Raw genomic sequence first — 26,484 nt, forward strand, 5'->3', positions numbered from 1 at the left:
ATTGCCTACTGGGCGGGAGCCTGGTTCTGCATCTCCTGGCCCGGGGCCATCTCCTGCTCAGGGGTAGCGGACTCAGCGCCGCCCTTCTTCTGCTCGAAAGTAGCCGCAGGGTTCTTCTGATCGCCGACCTTCACGTCCGAGTCCTGCTCGTTCGGGGGCGAGCAGGCGACCAGTGCTGCAGCGGCGATGGCGGATGCGGCGATTGCGCCGGCGATGCGGTTACGCATGAATGTGGCTCCTCTGTCGGTAATCAACAGCATGTTTAGTCAGTGACAGCGTCTCTGACAACTTAACTAGGCTGAACTATTACTCAATATCTTAAAGGATACTTAGAGTTTTGCGGGAACCAACGGGCCAATCGCCCCCGCTCCCATGCAAAGGGTGGCCCCGGGGGTGGCCTTCTCGATGGTCACGCGAAGCGTATTGCCTCCGCCGTTCAAGTTCACATATCGGGGTCGGAGCTGGTCATTCATATGAACAACGGTCGATCCCGCCAGCGTCTGCTCCTCCGTCTCGAACGGGTTGGGCAGGGACAGACGGACGTCCATGTTTTCCGAGGCAGTCGCCGGGAACTCGAGTACCCAGTCGCCGAGCTTGATGATGCCGTTCAGCGGAATCTCCACCTTTGCGGACCCGTTGTCGCCGACCACAATCTCGTGGCCACATTGCTCGACAGGGCCGTCCTGGACGCGGGTGACTTCGGAGACCTTGGCATCAATGAGCGCACCATCAGCGCCGAACATGCGGGTCACACCGGTGACTCGGTCAAACTGTGGCCGGTCGTCCGTCTTATCGAAAACGTGGGAGTACATGTTCGTCGGTGCAGCCACAGGGAGCAGAACCTCGAAAGGAACCGGCTGGTCGATGAGATTGTAGTCGAGAGCCTTGTTTTCGCCCGCGGCGTCCGCCTCGGCTTTGAGCGCCGCGAGAGAGCGCTGAGTGGTGTCCAACCACGCGGTGGTAGCATCGTCCTGCCAGGCCGCGCGGTAGGTAACCACCGAAATCGACGAGGACACGGCGAGTACTGCGCCCAGGAGCCACAGCATCGACCTAGTCCGCTTGGGAAGTGGCGCGGGAGCCTCCGAGGGCGGGGGAGTGCCCGCGCAGGAGATGCCGATGCAGACACCAATCACAATTGCGACATCCGCGTAGTAGTGCAGAGTGTGGGCGAGCAGCCCGGAGGTGTTCTCCCCGGACCGGAAGATGGTAATCGCCATCAGGGTGGCGAAGATATAGGCGACCGCAATCGTCCACGGAGCCCAACCCCGGTAGTCACGGCCAATGAGAATCGCGGACAGGACCAACAGGGCAATTCCGCCGACGGTGATCAGGCCGGCGGAGGCGTCGGCAAACGGCTGGCCCGGAAGCCACCGCTCCCAGCGTCCCGGACCACCGGCCATACCGGAGAAAATCTGGCCGAGACCGTTGAAGAAAAGTTCCGGCTTCAGATTGGATCGTGCGTGGCTGACCGTGTGCGGGACGCCGAAGTAGTACCACAGGGCCCAGCCCGCGGTGAGCAGCATTGTGGGCATCCAGATGTTCACACCCCGGCGCAGGACCTCCTTCACGTTGCGGCGCTCCATGTACGCCAGAGCGCTGACCAGAAGAAGCGAGACCGGAGCGATGGCAAGCGACTTCTCGAAGAATCCGAGCGCAACGAGGAGGATGAGGAACGCCCCGATGTAATTAATCGGCTTCGGCGGCACCTCGCGGCGGAGCGTCGTTCGCACGGCGATGGTGAGGAATACAACGAACGCCAGGTGGAACGGGAGGGCATTGATGCCCGCGGACCACCAGGTGCCACCGGGCAAACCCAGCGGCGACCACGCCACCATCGCAATGAGAAACGCGGAAGCCCACGTGCGGCCGGTGATGTGCTCGAATAGCTTCGCGAGCGCGACTGTCAGCGCAGAAGAAAGGAAGAGCAAGATGGCCGCGGGGAGCCACCAATTCCAGGGCGCGATAATCGCTGCCAGCCCCTGTGTTAAAAACGATAGCGGCGCGAGATGGCCGTCGTGGTCCTGGAGGAGGAACTCCTTCGACAAAAGCGGCTTGTCATACAGGTGGCCCACGACGATGAAGTCATCCCAGTAGAACGTTCGGCCAGTCAATACGAATGCGCGTTCCACCAGCTGCACCACCGCGATGACCGAGACTACTGGCCACCACAGCTTGTTGGGCATGCTCAGCACCGGCCCCCAGGGCAGGACTGGGAGGTAGTACAGGCGGGACTTGGCGCGGCTGGCGGCGCTCTTGGCCGCGTTCTTTAGCTTCGAGCCACTTCGTTCCTCTTCGGTTCGCTCCGCTGCGGACGGGGAGGGATCGGCGTTCGTCATGGCTACTAATCTATTAGGACGAAGCGAGGAAAGTGGAAGCTTGTTGTAAGCTTTCCTGGTTAATTCCGCTCATCGAGGAGAAAAAGAACATGTCAGATTCGACCGCTACCGGAACTTCCGCATCCGCGGCCAACTTTTCCTGGCGCATCATCGACATCGTCACGGCTGCTGTCCTCGGCATCGCCGTCGGTTTCATCTTCGTGGTGTGGAACGTCATCGGTGGTGCTGGCTACGATGCCGTCAACGCGCTAACCCCGGGCCTGGGCGGCCTGGTGGCCGGCGTGTGGTTCCTCGGCGGTCCGCTTGGTGCCTACATCATCCGCAAGCCGGGCGCAGCTGTCTTCGTCGAGGTACTTGCGGCGTCCGTCTCCGCCCTGATTGGTAACCAGTGGGGTATCAGTACCCTCTACTCCGGCCTGGCCCAGGGCTTCGGCGCGGAGTTGATCTTCCTCCTGTTGGCTTACCGCCGATTCAACGCGGCAACCGTCATCATCTCAGGTCTCCTTGCCGGTGTCGGTGCATGGACCTTCGAGCTCTTCACCGGCAACCTAGCCAAGACTGCGCAGTTCAACGTCATCTACCTCATCTCTAACGCCCTGTCCGGCGCCATCCTGGCCGGTGTGCTGGCCGTTTTCCTGACCAAGGCATTGGCCGCCACCGGCGCGCTAGACCGTTTCGCCGCCGGCCGCGAGCGCCACGGCGAAATCTAGGGGACCTCACATGGCCGCCCGCCCCGTCCCCGAAGAATCACCGAAGCGCGGTCCGTCGTCACGCGCGCGCCAGGAAGAGGCGGTCTGTGCGCGCGGCTTTGGCTATCGGCACGCGGGTAGGAAAAAGCCTGCGCTTGCCGACGTCACCCTCGACATTGCGGCGGGGGAGAAAGTGCTGCTGCTCGGCGCGTCGGGCGCGGGGAAGTCGACCTTCCTGGGCGCCATTGCGGGCGTTTTGGGGGACGAGACAGACGGAGAATCCAGCGGAACACTGCTGGTTGAGGGCAAGCCGCCCGCTGCGGCGCGGGGCGCTGTGGGCCTTGTCCTGCAGGACCCAGATTCGCAGACCATCAGTGCGCGCGTGGGAGACGACGTGGCGTTTGGCGCGGAAAACCTGCGGGTAGCGCCTGGAGAGATCGGCAATCGCGTGCGCTCCAGCCTCGACCTGGTGGGGCTGGACCTGCCGCTGGATCACCCGACCAAGGCGCTGTCCGGAGGGCAGAAGCAGCGGCTGGCACTCGCTGGAGTGCTGGCCATGGGGGCGCGAATCATCTGCCTCGACGAGCCGACCGCCAACATCGACCCCGCAGGCGTGCCCAGGCTGCGCGATGCGGCCATCGCCGCCGCAGATGCTACGGGCGCGACGCTTATCGTCGTTGAACATCGAGTGGACGCGTGGGTCAGCCACGTCGACCGCATTATTGTGCTCGGTACCGAGGGTCTGATTGCGGATGGCAGCCCGGAACAGGTGCTGGACGGCTACGGGGCGGCGCTGAGTGAGGCAGGCGTCTGGGTGCCCGGTGCTCCGCCAGCCCTGCCCGAAAGGCAGAAAATACTTGGGGAAATTGCGCCGGGCAGCGCGGCGATTGCCACCGAAGGACTCAGTATCGGGTACGGAGCAGGCAAGTCGTGGTTCAGCCGCGAAGAAGACCGCAGGATTGTTGCCGCGGACGTCTCACTGGCGATTCCCGCGGGTGCCTCTACCTGCATTGTTGGCCGCAACGGCACCGGAAAGTCGACGTTGGCCCTAACTCTGGGAGGCCTGCTGGAACCTTTCGGCGGGACGGTGTCCCTAGGAGCGGGACGTGGGACGGGTGCAGGCGTAGACAACGCCAAGGCGACGGGGCCGAAAACAAATCCGTGGAAGTGGCCCTCGAAGAAGCTCGCGGCACGAATCGGCACAGTGTTCCAGGATCCGGAGCACCAGTTCGTGACCGGCTCGGTCCTGGAAGAGCTGCAGCTGGGGCCCCGCCTGGTGAGGCAGGACGCCGGCAAACGCATCGAGGAGCTGCTCGAACGGCTGCGCCTGGTAAAGCTCGCCAAGGCCAACCCGTTTTCGCTGTCCGGCGGGGAGAAGCGTCGTCTGTCGGTGGCGACCATGCTGGCGACCGCGCCGGAAATTGTCATTCTGGATGAGCCGACGTTCGGCCAGGATCGCAAGACCTTCGTGGAACTGCTGGGCCTTCTGCGCGGCCTCGCCGATGAGGGGCGAACCGTCGTGTCCGTGACCCACGATCCTTTCGTCGTAAAGGCGATGGGAGACTACGTAATCGACATGGCGGACTTTGCGCTCGAGGCGGGAGCACAACGGTTGGGGAAGGACGGTAGCTCGGCATGAGTAGCAGCAACGGCGACGCCGCCGAGACGGTTTCCCCGCGAGGGTGGCTAAACACGGTTAATCCCGTCGCTCGGATTATCGGCCTGTTCCTTATGACGACGCCGCTGCTGATCTCCATCGACTGGGTATCCGCCGCGGTAGCGCTGGCCTTCGCGGTTGCCGCTGCACCGCTGTCCGGGCTTTCCGCACGTCAGCTGACCGCCCGGGCGATTCCACTTATCGTCGCCGCGCCGATCTCCGGCATTTCCATGGCTCTCTACGGCAATCCGGAAGGCAGGGAGTACTTTTCCTTCCTCCTCGCCCACGTCACAGACAATTCCATCGCTCTGGCCATGGCGATCATGCTCCGTGTCCTCGCGGTGGGTTTCCCCGTCATCGTGCTTACGGCGGGAATTGACCCGACGGAGCTGGGCAACGGGCTGGCTCAGGTGCTGCGCCTGCCCAGCCGTTTCGTGCTCGCCTCCGTCGCCGGAATCCGGCTTATTGGCCTGTTTATCGACGATTGGCAGGCCCTGTCAAGAGCTCGCCGTGCCCGTGGCCTCGGCGACCATGGCCGGATTCGGCGCGTGCTCTCCCAGGTCTTCGCGCTGCTGGTCTTCGCCCTGCGCCGTGGCGCGAAGCTCTCGACCGCGATGGAGGCCAGGGGCTTCGGCGCACCCGGGCCGCGCACCTGGTGGCACACGTCGAGGCTGCTCGCCCGCGACACTGCGATAATTGTCGCCTGCGCGCTTATTGCCGCCATCGCAATCGGTGTCTCGGTGTGGGTGGGCGAGTTCCGCTTCCTCGGCGTGACATAGTTTCCCAGTGACATAGTCTCCGCCTGGAATATCCCCCTCGGCGGAACGACAGATTTCGGAGGTAGCACTGCGGTGATTCTTCTCATCGACGGCCGCGCCGGCAGTGGCAAGACGACGCTGGCGGGCAAGTTCGGCCGGATCCTGGGCTGGCCCGTCATCCACCTCGAGGACGCCTACCCGGGGTGGGGTGGCCTCGCCGCCGCCTCCGATAAGGTCGCCAGCTCGATTCTGAACCCGCAACTTTCCAGCGCCGAGCGTGGGTTTCGCCGCTGGGACTGGTACGCCGACAGTTTTGCCGAGTGGGTCGAAACCCCGGAGTCGCCCTCGTTAATCATCGAGGGCTGCGGGGCGCTCTCCCCGGCGAACCTCGAGGCCGCGGCGTCGTTAGGCGATGGGCAGGTCTGGGGAGTATGGGTGGAGACCCCCACCCACGAGCGCTTCCGCCGCGCGATTGCCAGGGATAACCACTTCCGTTCGCACTGGGCCATGTGGGCGCAGCAGGAGGACTTGCACATCGTGACGCATAATCCGCGGGCGCTCGCCGAGTGGGTGATCCGCAATGGCTAGCTCCTGCATGCGCGCCATCAGCGCCGGGCTAGGTGCGGGCTTCGGCGCAGTGCTTGTCGCGGGCGGAATTCGCGTCCTGCGCGATCCGCTCCTGCGCCCGCCGAGGCTGCCTCACCGCCGACCAAAACCCTGGGTCCTGCCTCTTGCGGGCTGCGCGATGGCCTCCGCTAGTCTGCTCGCCGTGCGCTCGTCTTGGCCTTCTCGCTTTACGACGCCCACCCTCCTCGGCCTTGCCATCCCCGGCGGGGCGGGAGTGGTGTTCGAGGCGGTGCGCCTATTCAACGGCTTCGGCTGGAAACGTTTCGGGGCCTGGCATGGAGGCGGTCCGGATAACGTCGTCGTGTTGGGCTGCGCGCTTATCGACAACGCCCCTTCGGAGCTGCTGCGCAGGAGGCTACGAGCTGCGCTGGAGGTGGCGGGTCCGAAGACGCGGTGCATGGTAATGAGCGGCGGTATCGGAAACGATACGGGCTCGACCGCGACCATCTCCGAGGCGGAGGCGATGGCGCAGTGGGTACGCGACCGCGGGGGCAGCCAGGGCGGGGGTACCGGACTCGAGGGGGAGCCCCGGGGGAGCAGTTTCCGTGGGGCAATCGTGGAGGAGCCCGTGGCCACAAACACCTCGGAGAATATCGACTTTTCCCTGCGCGAACTTGAGCGCGCTTGCCCGAATTCTTCCGGTATAGGGCTAACGGTGGTCGTAACCAGCGATTTTCACGTGCTTCGCGTGAGGAAGCTGCTGCGCGAAAAAGGCCTGGATTCCTGGAAGGCGGTGGGCGCTTACACACCGATCCGGTACTGGGCGACATCGATCCTGCGTGAATTCCTGGCGCAGTTCATTCTCTGGGCGCCGAAGGGCAGCCGTAGGATTTTGCGGATTTCTACAGTGACGCGGCGCGCAAGCAACTAGGCTGGGGTGAAACATTTACTGAAAAGTTTCGGGAGGACCAGACAGATGGCTTTGACCCCAGGATTCGATCTTTTCCAGCTTCCGGAAGAGCACCAGGAGCTCCGTGCCGTTATTCGCGATCTTGCTGAAAAGCAGATTGCTCCGTATGCAGCAGACGTCGACGAAAACGAACGCTTCCCGGAGGAAGCCCTCAAGGCTCTGAACGAGTCCGGTTTCAACGCTATCCACGTTCCGGAGGAATTCGGCGGCCAGGGTGCTGACTCCGTCGCAGCCTGCATTGTCATCGAAGAGGTCGCACGTGTCTGTGGCTCCTCCTCGCTGATTCCGGCGGTTAACAAGCTGGGCACCATGGGGCTAATTCTGAAGGGCTCGGACGAGCTCAAGGCCAAGGTTCTTCCGGACATCGCCAATGGCGAGATGGCCTCCTACGCTCTCACCGAGCGCGAGGCGGGCTCCGATGCCGGCTCGATGAAGACCCGTGCGGTCCGCGAGGGCGACGAGTGGGTCATCAACGGCTCCAAGTGCTTCATCACTAACGGCGGGCGCTCGACCTGGTACACCGTGATGGCAGTCACCGACCCGGAAAAGGGTGCCAACGGCATCTCCGCGTTCATGGTTCATAAGGACGATGAGGGCTTCCGCGTTGGCGGGCTCGAGCACAAGCTCGGCATCAAGGGTTCCCCGACCGCGGAGCTCTACTTCGAGAACTGCCGCATCCCGGCCGACCGTATGATCGGCGAGGAGGGCACCGGTTTCAAGACCGCCCTCGAGACTCTCGACCACACCCGCCCCACCATTGGCGCGCAGGCTCTCGGTATCGCGCAGGGCGCTCTCGACTACGCGGTCGGCTACGTCCAGGAGCGCCAGCAGTTCGGCAAGCCGATCGCTGCCTTCCAGAACACCCAGTTCATGCTCGCCGACATGCGTATGAAGGTCGATGCAGCTCGCCTGATGGTTTACACTGCGGCCGCCAACGCGGAGCGCGGCACCTCAGAAGACGGCGGGCGACTCGGCCTGATGGCTGCAAACGCCAAGACTTTCGCCTCGGATGTCGCAATGCAGGTGACCACCGACGCAGTCCAGCTGCTCGGCGGCTACGGCTTCACCCGCGACTTCCCGGTCGAGCGCATGATGCGTGACGCCAAGATCACCCAGATCTACGAAGGCACCAACCAAATCTGCCGCATGGTCGCAGGCCGCCAGATTCTGGCTGAGGGCAAGAACCGCTAATCTCGGTCGGGCGCCTTTAGAGCACGAAGAGACCCCCAGCACATCTGCTCTGGGGGTCTCTTTGCGTCTTCTGCAGTGGGCAGCCGAGTGGCTGAGCGGGCACCTTATGTTGTGACGAAGAATTTGCTATTGCGCTCGCCGCGGTAGGACTGGGCTGTAGCCGTGGCCGCAACAATGGAGGCTACGACGATCAGTCCGGTGGTGAGATAGCCCAGAATTCCCGGCGATTCGGCGCGGCCGGCCAGTCCTGCGACTGACAAAGCGGCATTGATGACGAAAACTGCCGCGGCGACAGAGAGCACCATGCGCGCGGGGGAGCTTCCGTAGAGAAGCTTGCCAGCCATCCACCAGCAGGCGAAGGCCGTCGCAGACTGAATCAGTACCGCGAAGGCAAGGCTAATCGCCAAAGAGGTCTGTGCCTGCGAAGTGGTCATGTCCTGCGCGTTTACCAAGCGATCGACTTCGTCATCCCATTTCAGCAGCGCCGTAACCAGCGTGAGTGCTAGGGCGGGGAGATAAATGTAAATCGAGAGTCTCCACCACTTGAAAGCCATAGCCGCGTGGAAAGGGACATCGGAAGTTGGTCGAAGTGCCATAACAAGAACTTTAAGTCAGTTCGACGGAAAAGAACATGAGTAAAGGAACACGCACCAACTTTTTGCAGCACTGCCCGGCCCGTCACTAGACTGCGCTGGTCCTGTGCGGATCCGAGAAGTCAACGCCCTGCTCGCGCCAGATGCGCAGAAGTTCCTCGCTGCCCTTAGCCCGCGCTAGGGCAAACTCGTTTGTGGTCGCCGGAATCGGCTGGAAAATTGTGACGTCCGCGCCGTCGGCACGCACGGGTGGGATCTCCGAACGAGTTAAAACGAAGCCGGTAAAGGGGGCGTGCTCCCACAGGGGGCTGCCGAAGTCGATGAGCGCGCCGTCGGTGAGGACCAGACCTTCGATGCTGGGCGATGCTGCGAGAATGCCGAGCGGACGGATGATGGCGTCGAGGCCACCTCGAATCGGAATAACAAGTTCGGCGCGAGGTCCGCTGGTGGGGTCGACGACCATCGCGGAGGGGTCCTGCATGGGCTCCGCGCTGCAGCCGAGGGTGGCGTAGGTGACCATGCGGTCCTTATCCGGGCCGAAGCGCAGCAGCTTCAGCGGAGTCGAGCCGAGGAAGGTGAGCTGGGCCTCTCCGGGAGAGGATTCCTCGAAGTATGCGCACAAAGACTCCCGGACCGACTTCATAATCGCCTGCGGGTCGGGGCCGGCTGGCTCGATGGGGCCAGTGAGGTTATCAAACATTATGGTCACTCCAGTGTGAGAAATTGCAGGTGCGCTGGGGCTCGAATCAGTCGGCCATGGCGGGGGAGAGTACGACGTGGTCGGCCCAGGCTTGGCCGAGGTTGAGCCTCGAAAGCCATCGGTCAACGCTGTCTCCGCAGGCGGCAATCGCGGCGCGCGAATGGAGGGCTCGTTCAATCGCGCGTTCAGTCTGGTCATCGCTGATGAGCCCCTCCTGGTGCGCGGCAACCAGCTCGTCGACGTCCTCGACGAGAACCTCGGTGGCAGCACCTTCAGGCAGCGGCGCGACAGCATCCCCGTCTACGGGGGACTGGAGGATATCCAGATAGAGGTCGGTCACCTTCCAACAGTTGTCGTTCGTGCGGTCGATATCTACGATGTCGACGTAGCGAACATGCTCGAGGCGCACGCCCGGGCGGAAGTGATAGATGCTAATCCGCAGGCCAGCATCCGCCAACAAGAATGACTCGAGGTAGCCGAATTTCGGGTGGTCCATTCCACGGCGCATATAGAGGCGCGAAGGGGAAAGCCGCCGGAATTCGTCCACGCTGCGCCGGAACCCCTTGGGATCCGTGTTTACCTGAGCGGCGATGTCGAAAAACTCGACCTTGGGCGCGTGGGCTTTAGAAGTGGCTGCAGGCATGACAACAACCATAACCGCTGGACGACGGCGCGGGAAAGGAATAGCAAAAACCCACTCGCATCGCGCGCAAGGGCACGAGGCAAGTGGGCTACGAGGTCGGAGATAGAAATCCGAATTTGCTACATGACCGGGAAAATGCCGGCGGTCGGGGAGTAGTTGCAGTTGACCGCGCCGGACTCCTCCTGGGTGGTGATGCCGCCGGAGAGGACGGCGAAGACCAGGCCCTTTCCGGTGTCTGCAGTTGCGTTGACAGCTGCCGGGCCGGACTCAGCGTTGATGCCGTTGTTCTCCAGGGTGGTCTTACCGGTGCGAGCGTTCGCAATGTTGATCCAGTAGACGTTCATCTCGGTGTTCTGCTGCTTAGCCAGTGGCTTGGTGCCCAGGCCGGTGAAGATGAAGCCCAGCTGGCCCTCGCCGACACCCGGCAGCGGCAGCGGGGACGGACCCGGAACGGAGGTGGCCAGGCCGATCGAGCGGGACTCTCCGCCGATGCACTTATCAGCCATGGTCGGAATGAGGAACTGGTTGGTCTTCGGAGCGCCTTCCGGAACCTTGAAGCCCGGCTCGCCCGGGCCCTCGCCGGTAAGGAAGTCGATGCCCTTGTTCAGCTTCTCCTTGATGTCCTCCGGGACACCCGGCTGATTGATGGCATTGCGCACAGTGCCGTAGATGTTCGGCGATGCCCCGTTGATGAAGTCAAGCGACGGAGTAGCCGAAGCCGCGGGAACAATACCTGCGGTGAGAAGTGCAGAAGCGCCAAGGGTGGCTGCCGCGCGGCGCAGCAGGGAACGTCCAGTCGAAACCACGGTGAAGACCTCTCGTTCGTGGGCTAGGAAATTTCGAATCGACCAATATCTTAGAACGTCTCGGCGCGGTAACGAAAAGGTTTGGAAGAAAAAGCTTCAGTTAATTCACAGATGATTTTAGGAATCGTCCACGGCGCGCCTAATTGTGGCACGTGTTTTAGGTGTGTTAGTTAGGGTCTATGGCTATTGGTGAGACTGATGTTGTTAATGGTGTTGTTTTGGTCTGACGGTCGCCGAGTCAAGGCTGACCCCGTGTGTCACAGCTGTGTCATTAGGCATATGTGGTTGGATTCTGTCGCATCACTGCTGAGGTGAAATTGGTGCGAGAATGGAGAAGTATTCCGTTCTTCGGAGGTCTGGCAATGGGGGTAGTTGGCGGGGGTGCAAAGGGGGATAAGGGGCAATGAGTGGCCGTCGATAAGCGGTTCAGGCCTGCGGGGCTAAAGGCGGGCGGAGGGGAGTGCGGTCGAGTGTTCCCTCAGTGCGAATAGGAGTAAAGTGTAGGGCGCTTTGCTGCATGTTGATGTCGCATGTCTCGCTTCGGGGCTGTGGTCGCGGCGAAAGTCCGCGCCGAACGATGTTCGGGCACTGTGCCGAAGTTGAATTTCTAGTCCTCTTAGCTTGTTAGGAGCTATCCGCCTGTGAGCGATACTGAGTTCCGTAATGTCGCCATCGTCGCGCACGTCGACCATGGCAAGACCACTCTCGTGAACGCGATGCTGGAACAGTCCGGTGTCTTCGGCGACCATGAAGAAGTCGCAGACCGTGTGATGGACTCCGGTGACCTTGAAAAGGAAAAGGGCATCACCATCCTCGCGAAGAACACCGCAATTCGCCGAAAAGGTGAGGGCAAGAACGGCGAAGACCTCATCATCAACGTCATTGACACCCCGGGCCACGCTGACTTTGGCGGCGAGGTTGAGCGCGCCCTGTCCATGGTCGACGGTGTCGTGCTGCTGATTGACTCCTCCGAGGGGCCGCTCCCGCAGACCCGCTTCGTCCTGGGCAAGGCGCTCGCCGCCTCGATGCCGGTCATCATTGTCGTGAACAAGACCGACCGCCCCGACGCACGTATCGACGAGGTCGTGGAAGAGGCGCAGGACCTGCTTCTGGAGCTCGCCTCCACCATCGAGGACCCGGCCGCCGCCGAGGCCGCCGAGCGCAACCTCGAGCTTCCGGTCCTGTACGCCTCCGGCCGTGCCGGTAAGGCCTCGACCGAGAACCCGGGCAACGGAAACCTGCCGGAGTCCGATAACCTGCAGCCGCTGTTCGACGTCATCACTGAGGTTCTGCCTGAGCCGTCGGCGGAGATTGACGCGCCGCTGCAGGCACAGGTCACCAACCTGGACTCCAGCTCCTTCCTCGGCCGTATTGGCTTGATTCGTATTCATAAGGGCCGTATCCGCAAGGGACAGCAGATCTCCTGGGTTCACTACGACTCCGACGGCCAGCAGCACGTCAAGACCGCCAAGATCGCTGAGCTGCTCCGCACCGTCGGCGTCACCCGCGTGCCTACCGACGAAGCGATTGCCGGCGACATTGCAGCAATTTCCGGTATCGACGAAGTCATGATCGGCGACAGCCTCTGCGACGTCGAGCACCCAGACCCGCTGCCGCGCATCCTCGTTGATGAGCCGGCGATCTCCATGACCATCGGCGTGAACACCTCTCCGCTGGCCGGTAAGGGCGGCGGCGACAAGCTAACCGCGCGCGTCGTGAAGGCGCGCCTGGACCAGGAGCTGATTGGTAACGTGTCGCTGCGCGTTCTGCCGACTGAGCGCCCAGACGCCTGGGAGGTTCAGGGCCGTGGTGAGATGGCTCTGTCCGTCCTGGTGGAGACCATGCGTCGTGAGGGCTTCGAGCTGACCGTCGGCAAGCCGCAGGTTGTTACGAAGACCGTCGACGGCAAGGTCCAGGAGCCCTACGAGCACCTGACCATCGACGTGCCCGAGGAGCACCTTGGCGCTATCACTCAGCTGATGGCTGCTCGTAAGGGGCGCATGGAGCACATGGGTAACCAGGGCAGCGGCTGGGTTCGTATGGAATTCCTGGTTCCGTCCCGCGGCCTGATTGGCTTCCGCACCACTTTCATGACCGAGACCAAGGGAACCGGTATCGCCAACCACTACTCCGCCGGCTACGGCGAGTGGGCGGGCGAGATTAAGGATCGCATGACCGGCTCGCTGGTTGCCGACCGTACTGGCCAGATCACCGCATACGCGCTGATCCAGCTGGCTGATCGCGGCACTTTCTTCGTCGAGCCGGGTGACCAGGCCTACGAGGGCATGGTTGTCGGCCAGAACCCGCGTGATGAGGACATGGACATCAACATCACAAAGGAGAAGAAGCTGACCAACATGCGTTCCGCCACGGCCGACGCGACGGTCACGCTGGCCGCGGCTCACCGCCTGACCTTGGATGAGGCCATGGAATTCTGTGGCGCCGACGAATGCGTGGAGGTCACTCCGGAGAGCATCCGCGTGCGCAAGCAGATTCTCGGCGCGACCGAGCGCGCCCGTGCCCGCTCCCGCGCGAAGGCTATGAACAAGAAGTAGTCGCTCGACCTAGAATCCGCGGCGTCGAGTAATCTCGTCGGTATGTCTAGTATTAGCCGCCGTCACGCAGTATCCGGTCGTATCCTTACGATTTCGTCCGTGTGCGTGGCGGCGGCTCTGCTGTCCTCGTGCATGGCCAATCCCTCGGATGCCCCGACGGTCGAGGGAGCTCCGGAGCCTCCAGAGCAGAAGCAGGTGCAGGAGGACCAGCAGAAGAAGATGCGGGAGGTCTCGGTTGGAGTTGATGAGTTTGTAGAGGGGTTCAACCCTCACCTTCTCCAGGACATGTCCCCGGTCACCAGCCTGGTCGCCAGGCTAACCCTGCCCAGTGCCTTCGTCCCCGATCCTCAGACCGGCGATAACTGGTTGATGAATGAGGACTTGCTGGAATCTGCGGTCGCCGTCGACGCTGGAGCCTCTGGTGCGACGGAGCATGTTCGCTACACAATTCGGCAGGGTGCGCAGTGGAGCGACGGCACGCCGATTAGCGGCGAGGATTTTCGTTATCTCTACTCGCAGGTGACCTCGACCCCGGGAGCGCTCGATCTTGCAAGTTACGAGCTGATTAAGTCGATTGCGGTATCGGAAGCTGGGCGCCAGATTGACGTGACCTTTAAACATCCGGTTATGCAGTGGAAACACCTTTTTGCGAGTTTGCTGCCGGCGCATCTGATGCGTACGTCGACGGACGGTTTTTCTTTGGCGAGCCATTTTCCGGCATCAGGCGGGCAGTACACGGTAGATGCTATGGATGTCGGCAGAAACGTCATCCGTCTGGTCCGCAACGATCGCTACTGGGGTAAAACTCAGGCGACTTCCGAGGTTGTAACGCTTCGGGCCATGCGCAGCGCAATCGATGGTGCCGAGCAGATGCGCTCAAGCCAGCTCCAAGCTGCGCAGATTAGGCCAGCCCAGACCACCGCTTTGACCTACAGCCTCGTGCCCGGCGCTAGCGAATTCATTCACGAACCCCCGCGGAGCTTGGTGTTCTCCACGAATCTCGCGGCACCCCGATTGAAAAACGAGGCAATCAGGAAAGCGCTGCTTTCAACCATCAACGTTGAGCAGGTTGCGGAGGTCGCAACAGGGCGTAGCGCGGCTGATTCCGCGGAGGCACAGGTTTCCTCCTCGGCTGTCAGTCGGCCGGAGAATGCGCAGCAGGATCAAGCTGGTGGCAACGCTGTGCCCGCGGATCAGTTTTCCAGGGTGTTTAACCGCGACAATCCTCTCCGCATCGGAGTGGTCAGTGATGGATTGGCAGCGCGCGCTGCCGCCTTTGCCGTTTCCAACCAGCTGACTTCGGCGGGGATTCCAGCCGTAGTGGTTCCCACGGAACAGTCGGATTTGCTTAGGACGGATCTTCCTTTCGGCACGGTCGATGCGGTTGTGTCGTGGAGCACGCCTGCGACGACAATGGCAGCGGCGCGAGACAGATACTCTTGTACGTCCGGGGCGGTCGGTTCCCTGGCTCCGGAGAGGACGGAAGGCTCCTCAGCTAGTGCTCGTCAGACCGAATCGTCGACGGAGAAATCCTCGGAAGGTGCGGCTCCTACAGCGATTCCTTCCCGGGAACGTGATCAGGGCGATGATTCAGCAGAGAGTATCGTCGCACCCTCCTCGGCTGCCCGCGGCCAGAACCTCACCGGCCTGTGCGATCCGAAGATCGATCGTCTGCTCAGCCCTGATACCCCGGAGGTTCCGGCTTCCCTGGGGCAAGAAATTCAGGCCCGAAGCATTGAGTTGAACTTGGTGGACGACGCCTTGCTTACGGTAATTGGCCCGAGCATTGAGATGCGCCCGAGGGGCCAGGACAAAGATCCGGCACAGTGGCCGAATGACCCGGTTGTGGGGCGACTGGTCGGCCTTGGCAGCGTTGCCCGAGTCGCCAGCGCTTCAGATGTTTCCGCAGAGGATAAAGAGGAGAAATAGGCACGTGAAGTTGCTTTTCGTTCACGCCCACCCCGACGATGAGTCGATTTGGACCGGGGGCTTGATTGCCGCGGCCGCGCGTGCGGGGGCGTCGGTAAGCGTGGTGACCTGCACAATGGGAGAGCTAGGGGAGGTCATCGGCGAGCCCTACCAGGGGCTGGTGGCGGATGCCTCCGACCAGCTGGGAGGCTTCCGGGTCGCGGAGCTGCGCGAGGCGCTGCGCCATCTCGGTGCCAATGGCCCGGGCAACGTTCCGCAGTTCCTCGGTGGTGCGGGGCGCTGGCGGGACTCGGGCATGGTGGGGGACAAGGGCAATGGGCACCAGCGGGCCTTCATCAATTCCGGCGATGAGGCGGTCGAGCAGCTCCGCGCGATTGTTGAGCAGGTCCGGCCAGATCTCGTCATCACCTACGACGCCGACGGCGGCTACGGGCACCCCGACCACATCCGTGCGCACGACATTACGGTCGCTGCCTGCGGCGACCGCTTTCCGACGCTGTGGGCGGTCACGGACTGGGATGCCATGCGGGGCGGTCTGGATGCCATTATGGTTGTTCCGGATAGCTGGCGGAGCTGCGGAGTGGATGACTTTGCGACCGCGAAGGGGCAAATCGAAATTACTCTCGACGATGCCGCGGTGGCTGCGAAGACCGCAGCGATGCGAGCTCATGCGACCCAGATCTGGATGGCGGATGGCTCGGTCAGCGAGGTCAATCCTCAAGCAGCGGTGGGAAGTGTCGACGGCACAGGTCGTGCACGCGCGGTGTGGGCGCTGTCGAACCTGGACTGCCAGCCGATGCTCGCAACGGAGGCCTATCGGCTGGGAACTGCGACGCGGGAAACTATCGATCGGCTCGCGGAGTTGGTGCCGGTGCACGTCAAAGAAGAGCTGGAGGAAAACTAGTGGCGGAGTCCAAGCCGGAGGTTCAGCCTGCGTCGAAACCGGACTCTGGTTTCGGTTCTGAGAAGCACTGGGGGGACCCGAATCGCTCGCAGGCGCGGGAGGTTTTCTACGCTGGCGAGGTCAGCGGCGCTCTGGTGTGGCTTTCCGCGGCCGCGGTGGTGTCGCTTATTCTTGAGGTGGTTTTCCTCGGCGCCTGGGTACATATCGGTTCTCTGGCGGTGCCGGTGCCGTGGACAATCCCGGTCGCGTATATCGCGAATTTGATTATCACCAACACCGCGCTGCTCTGGACTCAGGAGCGCGCGAAGGCCGCGGTGCCGGTCATTGCGTGGACTGTGGGATTCGCGGTTTTGCTCTTCTGGTCTGCGATGCCTTTCGGCGGAGACATGGTGTTGGGACAATGGCTGCGCACCGTAGTTCTGCTGGCCGCTGGCGTGATTGGCGGAGTATGGCCGCTGCGCCGCGTGCGCTCGTGCTCGGGTCTGTGATTGCTCACGCAGACTGAATCTGAGCAACTTTCGCGCCCGTCTTTTCCCTGCAAACCAACCGTTTGGGGGCATGTTTTAACAAGTGTTCGGCGGCGGGTTTTCAATTCCCTGGGCGTTGCGTGTTGAATCGGGTATGGGGGTTGGGTGTAGACTCCCAACCAGAATATACCGCTCTGTCTATATTTGAGTTCCTGCCAATTCTCAGCGGCTGGCGCAGCTCGAGGTTTTACGGCCGGGTGGCATAATCGAAAGTTAGCCGAAGATCCCATGTTCTTATGTTGTGAAAGGTTTTAGAACCTAACTATGACGTACATTATCGCGCAGCCATGTGTCGACGTTCTGGACCGCGCATGTGTTGAAGAGTGCCCGGTCGACTGCATCTACGAGGGCAAGCGAATGCTCTACATCCACCCGGATGAGTGCGTGGACTGCGGCGCTTGTGAGCCCGTTTGCCCAGTCGAGGCAATCTTCTACGAAGACGATGTTCCGGACGAGTGGATCGAGTACATCGACGCCAACGTGGACTGGTTCGATGAGCTCGGCTCCCCGGGCGGTGCAGCCAAGCTTGGCCCACAGGACTTCGACGTGCCGTTCATTGAGGCTCTGCCGCCACAGGCAGAGGACTAGTCTTTCAGTAATTTCGTCCCCCGGGGAGGGCTTTCGCCGTGACCAATTCCGCATCCGACTCCGTCCGCGGCCGCGCTCGTGCCCGCGTCACCCCAGGCTCCCGTCTCCCGCAGTTTCCGTGGGATTCGCTTGCCGACGCCAAGGCCATCGCCACCGCGCACCCGGAAGGCATTGTGAATCTGTCGGTCGGAACCCCGGTCGACGAGGTCGCACCTCTGATTCGCACGGCGTTGGCGGACCACGCAGAGGAGCCGGGCTACCCGGCGACGGCGGGAACGCCGCAGCTGCGGCAGGCCATCGTTGACGCGATGGAGCGGCGCTTTTCCGTAACGGGGCTGTCCGCAGCGCTAAAGGGCGGCAACGTTCTACCCGTCGTCGGCACGAAGGAAGCGATTGCTTGGCTTCCTTTCCTACTCGGAATCGGGGAGGGGCACACGGTGGTCATCCCGGAGCTTTCCTACCCGACCTACGAGGTCGGCGTAAAGCTGGCCGGCGCGGAGCTAGTGCGCGCTGATTCCCTGACGCAAATTGCTCCCTCGACCCCGAGCCTGCTGTTTATTAACTCCCCGGGTAACCCGAACGGCAAGGTGCTGGGCGTGGAGCACCTGCGCAAGGTTGTGTCGTGGGCGCGCGAGCGCGGCGTCATCGTCGCCTCCGACGAGTGCTACCTGGGTCTGGGCTGGGAGGCCGAGCCGGTCAGCATCCTGGACCCGCGCGTTTGCGATGGCGATTTCACCAACCTGCTCGCGATTCATTCACTGTCCAAGACCTCGAATATGGCATCTTATCGTTCCGGTTGGTTCGCCGGCGATTCCGATTTGATTGCCGAGCTACTATCCGTGCGTCGTCACGCGGGGCTTATGATGCCGGGGCCGATTCAACATGCCACCGTCGCCGCGCTTTCCGACGATGCTCACGAAGCCGAGCAGAAGGAGCTCTACTGCAAGCGCCGGGCTGCGTTGAAGCAGGCCCTGGAGTCCGCGGATTTCCGTATTGATGACTCGGAGGCGGGCCTGTACCTATGGGCAACTCGTGGCGAGGATTGCCGGGCGACCCTGAACTGGCTGGCTGAGCGGGGAATTTTGGTGGCCCCAGGAGAGTTCTACGGGCCGAAGGGCGCCAAGCATGTCCGTGTCGGCCTGACCGCGACTACGGATGCGGTGGAGTCGGCTGCGAAGCGCATCCGCCAGTAGCGTTGTTTGCGCGCGTTGTTCGCGCTGTGTTGTAGGAGGAACTGGTTCGTTGGGCAGGGCTGCTGGCAATCGCGATCCGTGGTGGGGGCAGGCACGGGACAGAAGTGCCGCCCAGGTGAGCCAGGACGCGCACGACGCGGAGGGCTACATCCCCTTCGAGCCGGTGATTGTGGCGCAGACGGACGAGTTTTTCGTGGCGGACAAGCCACCGTTTTTGCCGTCGACGCCGAACGGCAGGATTGTCGCCAATACGGTCCAGGAGCGGCTGCGGCGAAAGCTGGGAGAACCCGAAATCGTCGCAGTGCATCGTCTGGACATGATGACTTCAGGGCTGTTGCTGCTGTCCCGAAACCCGGAAACGCGGGGCGCATATCAGCAGCTTTTCCAGGACTGCGCGATTGAAAAGGAATACCAGGCGCTGACGGTGATGCCGGACGATTGGGCGCCGGGTGAGTCGCGTGAGATTGAGATTTTCCTGCACGACAATCCGGGAAAACCTGGTGTGAAAGTTGTGGGAGCCGACGATGAGGGGGCTCGGCCCGCACACACTACGGTGACTTTTCTGGGGCCCATCACTGCCGATATCGGCGACTGCCTCGGCGGCACTGGGGCCCATAACGTGGGTTGTTCCTGCGGCAGCTGCGGCACGCTGATGCAGGTCGGGCACTGGCGGTTACAGCCTCACACGGGCCGCACGCATCAGCTGCGCGCCACGATGGATTGGCTCGACTATCCAATTCTCGGCGAGGACACCTATGGTGCCACGGTGAAAGCACAGAGTGGCAATCTTTTGGCGGGCCGGTCGGGACGGTCGGACCGGGAGGGTAAGGCTGGAGAGCGCAACTACGCTTTGGCCCCGCAGCTGCGTCTTCTGGCAGTGGGGCTATCCTTCACTGACCCAATTACAGGCGATAAGCGCTCCTTCCGCACCGGTCGGGATTTGTACCGGGCGGAAGAAGCGCTGTCGCAGGACTAGGCTTCTGTTTTCTCTTTAGCTAAGAGGGCTAGTCCCAGTGCTGTGCGGAGCGCCGCTGGAGCTGCTCGCGGAACTGCGCAGTGGTGTTCGGTAGCAGTTCGCCGTTGGACCAGTCGAGGATGACGCCGTACTGACGAATCAGATCCAGGGTATCCAGCTCACCGTCGCGGAAGCGTTTTGCAACCTGCTCGGGATCGGAAGCCAGTAGTTCCTTGCGAGTAATCCGCAACTTCTCGCGCAGTTCGGTGGTGGCGGCTTCGTCGACCTCGTAGTGATCGATTTCCGGATCGATTGCTCGGATGACGACACCGTAGTCTTTCGCAGCCCGGTCTACGGAGACATACTCGTCGATGACGTCCTCGAGCACGGCATTGATATCGCGTTTGAGCGGATCGCCGTACCCGCCGCCACCGGCGGCTGGGCGCTCGAAGGCGTCGCCCGCGGTTACGGTCTCGTTGGAGAACACCGCGCCCAGGAAGCGCTCGTCATCGGTGCCTCGGTTCAGCCAGACGCCGTGCGGGATGGACGGCAGGCCACCCTGGATTCCCCAGGTCACCGAGCGCGATCGGTCACAGCAGTAGCTCATGACGGTCTGAGAGCAGTCGGTGAGCACGCCGCCCTTGGATACGCCGACACCGCCGCGGAATTCGCCGGGGCCCGCCGAGTCGGTAACGAGGCTGTGGTGACTGGTCAGCACAGGGGAAAGCCTCTCCTGCGCCTCAACCGGTTGGACTGCCAGGCCCGGCCCGAACACTGGGGCTGTGGCGCTGGACCCGTCGCGGTCGGTGCGCCCACCCCAGCCGCCGGCCATCCAGTCGTACCACATGAAGAAATCGCCGCGATCTGCCGCGTCCACTGCGTTGCGGGTGTCCTGGCCGCCGATGAGAAGGTACTCGAGGTTGAAGGAGCAAGCCAGGGCCCGCTCTTCGAAGAGCTGTGACCAAATCTCGAATACAGCGTTCATAATCTTCTCGTACGGCCCGGAACAGAATCCAGTAACTGCGTGGGGGATACCCGCATTGACGACGGTCCCCTCGGGGCCCAGGTCCACGTCCATTGCGCGGTACAGGCCGGAGTTCAGGGGAACATCGGGAAAGAAGGTCTTGGTGCCTGCGACGATTCCGGAGAATGCCGATCCGTAGCCGGCATTGAGGAAGCTGGCCACTGCAGGAGCGGACCCGTCGAGGGAATAGGAGATTCGGTCGCCGGAAATCCGCATGGTGACCTTGATTGGAACTAGTCCCTCCTCCTTGGCGGGGTCGAGGTCCAGGTAGTCGACCGTGGACCACTCGCCGTCGGGAAGCTCTGCGACGCGGGAGGTGACGATGTCTTCGACGTAGTCCTGCACCTCGCGGAGGGCCGTGCGGATTGTGTCCACACCGTACTTTTCGACGAGGCGGTGAATCTCTCGTTCGCAGACCGCGGTGGCCTCGGCCTGGGCTCGCAGGTCGCCGATGATGATCTCGGGGCTGCGGGTGTTTGCGGCCAAGAGTTTAGCGATATCGTGCAGGAATGTGCCCTGGCTCCAAACTCGAATCGGGGTGATGCGAAGACCCTCGGAGAAGTAGTCGGTCGCGGAGACATCGAAGGATCCCGGCACGGTTCCGCCCGCGTCCGCCCAGTGACCTTTGTTCTGGGCGAAGGCGAGCAGCTCGCCCTCCCAGAAAATGGGGCGGAGGAAGGAGACATCGTTCATGTGTGTGCCGCCGCGGTAGGGGTCGTTGACACAGAACACGTCGCCGGGGTGGATATCATCGCCGAACTCCTCGAGTACTGCCTGACACTGGAAGTGAAGGGTGCCGACGTGGACTGCGATGTCCTGGTCGCCTTGCATGACCGTGTTGCCGTGGGCGTCGCAAAGGGCGGAGGAGAAGTCGCGCGAATAGATGACGAAGGAGTAGCAGGTGCGGAGAATCTGCTCACTCATGAGGTTTACCGAGGTCGCGAATGCGTTCTTGAGCACCTCGAAAGTAACTGGGTCGAGTGTTCGCCTGCTGTTGGCGTTATTGGCGATATCGCCGTTCGGGGTTGCCATAGTTGGTCCTTATCGCGTTGGGAAGCGGAAAAAGTGAGCGGGAGTAGGGAAAAGCTGTCTAACTGGCCTTGCCGATGTGGATTCGGATATTGCCCCATTCGTCTATTTCCGCGGCGTCTCCTGGCGGGACGACGGTGGTTGCGTCGAGCTGGTCGATGATGGCGGGGCCGTTCAGGCGGGCGCCGGAGGTGAGCTCCTTGCGGTCGTAAACGGGAGTGTCCTGCCAGCCGTCTGCAGAGGAGAAGTAGACGTTACGGGTGCGCTCCGGCTTCGCCGCATCGTGCGGCTCGACGTCGAAGTGGGCGAAGGGCGGGTTTTCAATCTCGCCGATTGCTGTGAGACCGATTTGGTAGAACTCGACCGGCTTGTTCTTGTCGGCGAAGGAGTACTCGCGCTCGTGCTCCTCGTGGAAGAGGGCGATGGCATCATCGAGAGGATTGTCGGATTCGGGAAGCTTAATTGTCAGCGAACGCCACTGGCCGCGGTAGCGGATGGAGGCGGTCGGCTCGAACTTCATGCGTTCCTCGGGGATACCCTCGTGGCGGAGCCGGTCCTTGGCTTCGGCGATGAGCTCCTTGAACTGCTTCTTCAGGTCAGCAGGGTCGATATCGTCGACGGAGGACTGGTACATGCGGCTCAGGTCGTGACGGATGTCGACCAGAAGGCAGCCCTGGGCGGAAGTGACGCCCGGGTGTGGCGGGATTACAACAGTCGGGATGGACAACTCGCGGGCGACCTCGGCGCCGTGCAGGGCTCCGGCACCACCGCCGACGACGAGGACGAAGTCACGGGGATCGTAGCCTCGGCGGATGGACAGCAGACGCACTGCGTCCGCCATGTTGGCGTTGGCGACCTGGATGACATTTTCCGCCGCCTCTTCCAAACCGAGCCCGAGAGGCTCGGCTACGGTCGAGACGATTGATTCTTCGGCCTTGGACTTATTCAGCTTCAGCGCGCCGCCGATGAGTTCGGTGCCGAGCCTGCCCAGCACAACGTTGGCGTCGGTATTAGTGGCGTCGGTGCCTCCGCGCTCGTAGCAGACGGGTCCGGGGTCGGCTCCGGCGGACTGGGGGCCGTTGCGCAGGGAACCCGCGTCGTCAATCCAGGCGAGCGAGCCGCCGCCGGCGCCGATTGTCAGAACCTCGATGGAAGGGAAGGTGATGGGGAAGCCGTACTCGACCTGCCACTGCTTGGTAATGCGGATATCGCCCTGGTAGACCAGGGAAATATCGGTCGAAGTGCCTCCCATTTCCAGGCCGATGGCATTGGCGTAGCCGCAGCGGGTGGCGATGTCCTGCACCGCGATGGCACCTGCTGCGATTCCCGATGCAGCCAGGCGTACCGGGTACTTGGTGACCATCTGAGGAGTCATGGAGCCACCGCCGGAGTGGAGCAGTAGGAGGTCGGATTCGTAGCCGCCGTCGGCAAGCTGAGTGCTCAGGCGGTTGACGTACCCGGAGACCAGCGGAGCGAGGACGGCGTTGGAGACGGTGGTGGAGAAGCGCTCGTACTCGAAAATCTCGGGGAGGATCTCGGAGGAGGTCGACACCGCGATTCCTGGGATTTCCTCCCGTAGAATCTCGGCCATCCGCTCCTCGTGGGTGTTGTTTGCGTGGGCGTTAATGAAACAGACGGCAACAGTCTCAATTTCTTTGCGGGCCAGGGTCTTCGCGACCTTGCGGGCGTGCTCCTCATCCAGAGGGTGGACGACTACGCCGTCGTAATCGATGCGCTCGTCGACCTCGTAGCGGTCGCGACGACGGATGTATGGGTCTCCGACGTCCTCGTAGGCATCCCAGAGCTCGTCCTTCGTGCCGTCGCGGATCTCCAGAACATCGCGGAAGCCGGTGGTGGTTATCAGCGCAGCGCGCGGGAAGTTGCGGGTAATCAGTGCGTTCGTCGCAACTGTAGTGCCGTGGCTGAGCCCGCTGACAGCGGGAAGCTCGACGTCAGCCTGGGTGATGCCGTTCATCACTGCACGCATTGGATCGTCGGGGGTGGAGGGAACCTTTGCGACCTTGAGGTCGTGCGTCTTGGTGTCGACGATGGCGACGTCGGTGAAGGTTCCGCCGACATCGACGGCGACTCGGAATCGTTTCTCGGGGTTCGTCATGGGCGCTGTGCGGCCTTTCGGGTCGGAGAGCGTTCGCTTCTCGTTGTCTTCGAAGCGGTGACAACGTTGCCGTTAACTCTCCAAAAATTGTGACTCAGGTCGCAATGTTTTCTCACACAAGTAGAACGAAAATTCTTGTGAAATCGCACAAAACGGCACGCCGTGGGCCTAAAATTTTCCACTAAGAAACTTTGTCTGCCGAAAGGTTTTTGTGTTCGACGTACAAGATATCCTCCTCGCCGAGCCACGGCTGCGCCCGGTTGGCAGGCCCCGCAGCATCCAGGCCGAGGGGCTGTGCCGCGTCGGTGATGGCGACATCGCCGGGTGGCTCGTACTTGTCGACCTCACCAGCCCCGGCTCCCTCAACACCGGCCGAGCGCCCTCGCCTGACGACGCCGACACCACCTCGATCCACACGCTGCTGCGGCAATGCAGCGATGCCGCGGCCGTGCTGTGCCGCAGTCACTCGCCGTCGGCCCAGGTCGAAGCCACGGCGGAGAGCCTCGGCCTGCCACTGATTCACGTGCCGTCGCAGGTTACCCCGAGGGAGCTGATTTCCCTGGTGCAGGGGTTAAACAGCGCTCGCACCGATACCCGTGCGTGGCGGAGGCTAAACGCGCTCGGGGTGCTCGCCGAGTCGCTCGCCAGCAAAGCGCCGGAGCAGTCACTGCTGACGAAATACTCCGAAATCACAACAAATGTCGGCCTGGTGATTTCGCAGGATGGGGAAATCGTCGCCAGCGTCGGGGAGCTGCCGGTGAGGACCATTGAGCGCACTGTTCGCGGAGCTGAGCCGCGTATGCGCCAGTTCAGCATCGGCCGATGGCTACTCAGCGCCTTTCCCGTTGAGCCGGAGTTGACCTCGTGGAGCCTTGGCAGCGGGTATTGGCTTGTGCTGGGCAAACGAGCCGCCAGCGCAAGCGATTATGTGGCACAGTCCGCGCCGGTAGCCTCGGCGCTAATCCAGCTACTCAAAGTGGCTGCCCGTTCCCGGCAACAGCACTCCCGGGCGGAGCAACTCCGCGACTCGAGGGTGGTCTCCGAGCTGGCATACGGCACCTCCGACCCCGAGAGACTCGAGCTCCAGATGATCTCCCGCGGTTTCTCCAGAGGTGCGGGCTACCGGGTCGTTGTTGCCGGGCAAGGCGTGGTTGCAACCGATCCCGGTATCGCCGTCGAGGCTTTGGAGCGGGCGGCAAATAACAAACTTCCGGTCGTTGTCTCGTCCCTGGAGCGGACACTCGTCCTTGTTGTAGCCGAGCAGCCAAACGAGGGCGCACTGGAGTCGCTGTGCGCGGCACTGCCCAGCCCAGTGGGAATTTCCGGCCTCGCCACATCAGTTGACCTGGGTTCCTGTTTGTACAGGCAGGCGCGTCTTGCCAAACTCGCCGCCTCGCTTTCCGACGCGCCCAACATCCCCGCTCACTTCGAGCGCTGCCGGCCCCTCGTTAAAGCCGTTGGCGCCCTCGACGATGCCGCCGCGCGCTCACTTGCCGCTGCAGTGGAGCAGAAAGTGGGCTCAATTGCCGACGGGGGACGGTTCGCCTCCGCGCTGGTGGAGGAGAGCTTTGACGTCCGGCGGGTGGCGAAGCGCATGCAGGTGCACCCCAACACCGTGCGCAACCGTCAGGCGGCGCTGCTGGGTGATGGGGTGCTCAAAGCGTCCGACATCGAGCTCTGGTACTTCACGGCGGGTGCGCGTACCAGCAAATTCAATGCCGGAGAAGAGTAACTAGTTCGCGTGCAGTTCTGCGCTGAGCTGAACCTTCTCAGCTGCCCACGGCACGACCTCTACCGCGCCGCTAAGGGAGTTGCGGCGGAAGAGCATGTTCGAGCCGCCGGAGAGCTCCTTGGCCTTGATGGTCTTGGTGACGCCGTCCAAGTGAACCTGGCACTTGGTTCCTGCGGTGACGTACAGGCCAGCTTCGAGCACACAGTCGTCGCCAAGCGAAATACCCAAGCCGGCGTTGGCGCCAAGCAGACAGCGCTTGCCCACGGAAACGACCTCCTTGCCGCCGCCGGAGAGGGTGCCCATGATGGAGGCACCGCCGCCGATGTCGGAGCCGTCGTCGACGATGACGCCCTGGGAGATGCGGCCCTCGACCATGGAGTTGCCCAGGGTACCGGCGTTGAAGTTGACGAAGCCCTCGTGCATGACCGTGGTGCCCTCGGCCAGGTGGGCGCCTAGGCGCACGCGGTCGGCGTCGCCGATGCGGACACCGGTCGGGGTGACGTAGTCGACCATGCGCGGGAACTTGTCGATGGAGTAGACGGTGACCTGGCCGCGGCGGGAGAGCTTGGCTCGGGTGACCTCGAAGCCCTCGACTGCGCAGGGGCCGAAGTTGGTCCACACGACGTTGCTCAGCTTGCCGAAGACACCCTCGAGGCTGATGCTGTTCGGAACCACCAGGCGGTGAGAGAGCAGGTGCAGGCGCAGGTAGGCGTCGATAGCGTCCACAGGTGCGTCGGCGAGCGAGGCGATGGTAGCGCTGACCACGCGGCGAGTGGTGCCGCGGTCGGCGTCTGCGACGGCGAGATCGGCGAGGTAATACAGCTCCTCCGGAAGCTCGCTAGCGTCGAGGGCGCCGGTGGCGGTGTTAGTGGCTGAGCCTTCCTCTAGGAGTTCGGGTGCTGGGAACCAAACATCCAGGACGGTGTCGTTGTGATAAGTGGCAAGGCCGATAGCTTGTGCTCCAAAATTCATGGAACCCAGGCTACCGGCCTTTTTCTCAGTGAGGTAAACCAACCCGATAA

At 62.5% G+C, this 26,484-nt stretch carries 23 protein-coding genes; 14 read left to right on the top strand and 9 right to left on the bottom strand.

Going from position 1 to position 26,484, the window contains the following annotated elements:
- Positions 1-5 precede the first annotated feature (5 nt).
- Positions 6-227, bottom strand: coding sequence for a hypothetical protein (locus tag CLAC_RS04025; RefSeq protein ID WP_053411805.1), 222 nt, complete (start codon positions 225-227; stop codon positions 6-8).
- 102 nt (positions 228-329) lie between these two features.
- Positions 330-2,336, bottom strand: coding sequence for a hypothetical protein (locus tag CLAC_RS04030; protein WP_245621968.1), 2,007 nt, complete (start codon positions 2,334-2,336; stop codon positions 330-332).
- Positions 2,337-2,425: 89 nt separating this feature from the next.
- On the opposite strand from CLAC_RS04030, the gene CLAC_RS04035 reads away from it, so the two are divergent.
- From CLAC_RS04035 to CLAC_RS04060, 6 genes are all read left to right on the top strand, one after another.
- Positions 2,426-3,046: an ECF transporter S component gene (locus tag CLAC_RS04035; protein WP_053411806.1), complete on the top strand. Its 621-nt coding sequence runs from the start codon at positions 2,426-2,428 to the stop codon at positions 3,044-3,046.
- 10 nt (positions 3,047-3,056) lie between these two features.
- Positions 3,057-4,664, top strand: coding sequence for an ABC transporter ATP-binding protein (locus tag CLAC_RS04040; RefSeq protein ID WP_053411807.1), 1,608 nt, complete (start codon positions 3,057-3,059; stop codon positions 4,662-4,664).
- Positions 4,661-5,461, top strand: a complete 801-nt coding sequence (locus CLAC_RS04045; RefSeq protein ID WP_053411808.1) for an energy-coupling factor transporter transmembrane component T family protein — start codon at positions 4,661-4,663, stop codon at positions 5,459-5,461. Before CLAC_RS04040 ends, CLAC_RS04045 begins: the two co-directional genes overlap by 4 nt.
- Before the next feature lie 72 nt (positions 5,462-5,533).
- Complete coding sequence (locus CLAC_RS04050; protein WP_053411809.1) at positions 5,534-6,028, top strand: nucleoside/nucleotide kinase family protein; 495 nt, start codon at positions 5,534-5,536, stop codon at positions 6,026-6,028.
- Positions 6,021-6,938 carry a YdcF family protein gene (locus tag CLAC_RS04055; RefSeq protein WP_245621969.1) on the top strand — a complete coding sequence of 306 codons (918 nt, stop codon included), beginning with the start codon at positions 6,021-6,023 and terminating at the stop codon, positions 6,936-6,938. The genes CLAC_RS04050 and CLAC_RS04055 overlap by 8 nt, the downstream gene beginning before the upstream one ends.
- A gap of 45 nt (positions 6,939-6,983) precedes the next feature.
- A complete protein-coding gene (locus tag CLAC_RS04060; RefSeq protein WP_053411810.1) occupies positions 6,984-8,168 on the top strand; it encodes an acyl-CoA dehydrogenase in 1,185 nt (394 codons plus the stop codon).
- 104 nt (positions 8,169-8,272) lie between these two features.
- Here the strand turns inward: CLAC_RS04060 and CLAC_RS04065 are convergent, their stop codons facing one another.
- The 4 genes from CLAC_RS04065 to CLAC_RS04080 form a co-directional block, all read right to left on the bottom strand.
- On the bottom strand, positions 8,273-8,764 hold the full coding sequence (locus CLAC_RS04065; protein ID WP_053411811.1) for a hypothetical protein: 492 nt from the start codon (positions 8,762-8,764) through the stop codon (positions 8,273-8,275).
- An 85-nt stretch (positions 8,765-8,849) separates the two neighbouring features.
- Positions 8,850-9,461 (bottom strand): suppressor of fused domain protein, encoded by a 612-nt coding sequence (locus tag CLAC_RS04070; protein ID WP_053411812.1) that lies wholly within the window; start codon positions 9,459-9,461, stop codon positions 8,850-8,852.
- 46 nt (positions 9,462-9,507) lie between these two features.
- Positions 9,508-10,104 (bottom strand): DUF402 domain-containing protein, encoded by a 597-nt coding sequence (locus tag CLAC_RS04075; RefSeq protein ID WP_245621970.1) that lies wholly within the window; start codon positions 10,102-10,104, stop codon positions 9,508-9,510.
- 119 nt (positions 10,105-10,223) lie between these two features.
- A complete protein-coding gene (locus CLAC_RS04080; protein WP_053411814.1) occupies positions 10,224-10,910 on the bottom strand; it encodes an Rv1157c family protein in 687 nt (228 codons plus the stop codon).
- A gap of 641 nt (positions 10,911-11,551) precedes the next feature.
- On the opposite strand from CLAC_RS04080, the gene typA reads away from it, so the two are divergent.
- From typA to CLAC_RS04115, 7 genes are all read left to right on the top strand, one after another.
- Positions 11,552-13,465: a translational GTPase TypA gene (gene typA, locus CLAC_RS04085; RefSeq protein ID WP_053411815.1), complete on the top strand. Its 1,914-nt coding sequence runs from the start codon at positions 11,552-11,554 to the stop codon at positions 13,463-13,465.
- A 42-nt stretch (positions 13,466-13,507) separates the two neighbouring features.
- The gene (locus CLAC_RS04090) at positions 13,508-15,394 is read left to right on the top strand and encodes an ABC transporter family substrate-binding protein (RefSeq protein WP_082313096.1); all 1,887 of its coding nucleotides are present in this window, start codon (positions 13,508-13,510) and stop codon (positions 15,392-15,394) included.
- Between the two features lie 4 nt (positions 15,395-15,398).
- Positions 15,399-16,298 (top strand): N-acetyl-1-D-myo-inositol-2-amino-2-deoxy-alpha-D-glucopyranoside deacetylase, encoded by a 900-nt coding sequence (gene mshB / locus CLAC_RS04095; protein WP_245621971.1) that lies wholly within the window; start codon positions 15,399-15,401, stop codon positions 16,296-16,298.
- Complete coding sequence (locus CLAC_RS04100; protein WP_053411818.1) at positions 16,298-16,786, top strand: hypothetical protein; 489 nt, start codon at positions 16,298-16,300, stop codon at positions 16,784-16,786. Before mshB ends, CLAC_RS04100 begins: the two co-directional genes overlap by 1 nt.
- Positions 16,787-17,089: 303 nt before the next feature.
- On the top strand, positions 17,090-17,413 hold the full coding sequence (gene fdxA, locus CLAC_RS04105; protein ID WP_053411819.1) for a ferredoxin: 324 nt from the start codon (positions 17,090-17,092) through the stop codon (positions 17,411-17,413).
- Between the two features lie 38 nt (positions 17,414-17,451).
- Positions 17,452-18,606: a succinyldiaminopimelate transaminase gene (gene dapC / locus CLAC_RS04110; protein WP_053411820.1), complete on the top strand. Its 1,155-nt coding sequence runs from the start codon at positions 17,452-17,454 to the stop codon at positions 18,604-18,606.
- Between the two features lie 115 nt (positions 18,607-18,721).
- Positions 18,722-19,582, top strand: coding sequence for a pseudouridine synthase (locus CLAC_RS04115; RefSeq protein ID WP_245621972.1), 861 nt, complete (start codon positions 18,722-18,724; stop codon positions 19,580-19,582).
- Positions 19,583-19,610: 28 nt separating this feature from the next.
- Here CLAC_RS04115 and CLAC_RS04120 read toward each other — a convergent pair whose 3' ends face one another.
- Entirely contained in the window at positions 19,611-21,617 is a 2,007-nt protein-coding gene (locus CLAC_RS04120) for a hydantoinase B/oxoprolinase family protein (RefSeq protein ID WP_053411822.1), read from the bottom strand.
- A 58-nt stretch (positions 21,618-21,675) separates the two neighbouring features.
- On the bottom strand, positions 21,676-23,730 hold the full coding sequence (locus CLAC_RS04125; protein ID WP_053411823.1) for a hydantoinase/oxoprolinase family protein: 2,055 nt from the start codon (positions 23,728-23,730) through the stop codon (positions 21,676-21,678).
- Between the two features lie 211 nt (positions 23,731-23,941).
- Here CLAC_RS04125 and CLAC_RS04135 point away from each other — a divergent pair, with 211 nt between their 5' ends.
- Complete coding sequence (locus tag CLAC_RS04135) at positions 23,942-25,462, top strand: CdaR family protein (protein WP_156324769.1); 1,521 nt, start codon at positions 23,942-23,944, stop codon at positions 25,460-25,462.
- On the opposite strand, the gene dapD is transcribed toward CLAC_RS04135, so the two are convergent.
- The gene (dapD, locus tag CLAC_RS04140; RefSeq protein WP_053411826.1) at positions 25,463-26,434 is read right to left on the bottom strand and encodes a 2,3,4,5-tetrahydropyridine-2,6-dicarboxylate N-succinyltransferase; all 972 of its coding nucleotides are present in this window, start codon (positions 26,432-26,434) and stop codon (positions 25,463-25,465) included.
- Positions 26,435-26,484 lie beyond the last annotated feature (50 nt).

The sequence above is a fragment of the Corynebacterium lactis RW2-5 genome (assembly GCF_001274895.1).
In the GTDB taxonomy this organism is placed as follows: Bacteria; Actinomycetota; Actinomycetes; order Mycobacteriales; family Mycobacteriaceae; genus Corynebacterium; species Corynebacterium lactis.

Bases quoted from the DNA above. Each gene is read 5' to 3' on its own strand.
- CLAC_RS04025 (WP_053411805.1), bottom strand. From the start codon at position 227: ATGCGTAACCGCATCGCCGGCGCAATCGCCGCATCCGCCATCGCCGCT.
- CLAC_RS04030 (WP_245621968.1), bottom strand. From the start codon at position 2,336: ATGACGAACGCCGATCCCTCCCCGTCCGCAGCGGAGCGAACCGAAGAG.
- CLAC_RS04035 (WP_053411806.1), top strand. From the start codon at position 2,426: ATGTCAGATTCGACCGCTACCGGAACTTCCGCATCCGCGGCCAACTTT.
- CLAC_RS04040 (WP_053411807.1), top strand. From the start codon at position 3,057: ATGGCCGCCCGCCCCGTCCCCGAAGAATCACCGAAGCGCGGTCCGTCG.
- CLAC_RS04045 (WP_053411808.1), top strand. From the start codon at position 4,661: ATGAGTAGCAGCAACGGCGACGCCGCCGAGACGGTTTCCCCGCGAGGG.
- CLAC_RS04055 (WP_245621969.1), top strand. From the start codon at position 6,021: ATGGCTAGCTCCTGCATGCGCGCCATCAGCGCCGGGCTAGGTGCGGGC.
- CLAC_RS04060 (WP_053411810.1), top strand. From the start codon at position 6,984: ATGGCTTTGACCCCAGGATTCGATCTTTTCCAGCTTCCGGAAGAGCAC.
- CLAC_RS04065 (WP_053411811.1), bottom strand. From the start codon at position 8,764: ATGGCACTTCGACCAACTTCCGATGTCCCTTTCCACGCGGCTATGGCT.
- CLAC_RS04070 (WP_053411812.1), bottom strand. From the start codon at position 9,461: ATGTTTGATAACCTCACTGGCCCCATCGAGCCAGCCGGCCCCGACCCG.
- CLAC_RS04075 (WP_245621970.1), bottom strand. From the start codon at position 10,104: ATGCCTGCAGCCACTTCTAAAGCCCACGCGCCCAAGGTCGAGTTTTTC.
- CLAC_RS04090 (WP_082313096.1), top strand. From the start codon at position 13,508: ATGTCTAGTATTAGCCGCCGTCACGCAGTATCCGGTCGTATCCTTACG.
- fdxA (WP_053411819.1), top strand. From the start codon at position 17,090: ATGACGTACATTATCGCGCAGCCATGTGTCGACGTTCTGGACCGCGCA.
- CLAC_RS04120 (WP_053411822.1), bottom strand. From the start codon at position 21,617: ATGGCAACCCCGAACGGCGATATCGCCAATAACGCCAACAGCAGGCGA.
- CLAC_RS04125 (WP_053411823.1), bottom strand. From the start codon at position 23,730: ATGACGAACCCCGAGAAACGATTCCGAGTCGCCGTCGATGTCGGCGGA.
- dapD (WP_053411826.1), bottom strand. From the start codon at position 26,434: ATGAATTTTGGAGCACAAGCTATCGGCCTTGCCACTTATCACAACGAC.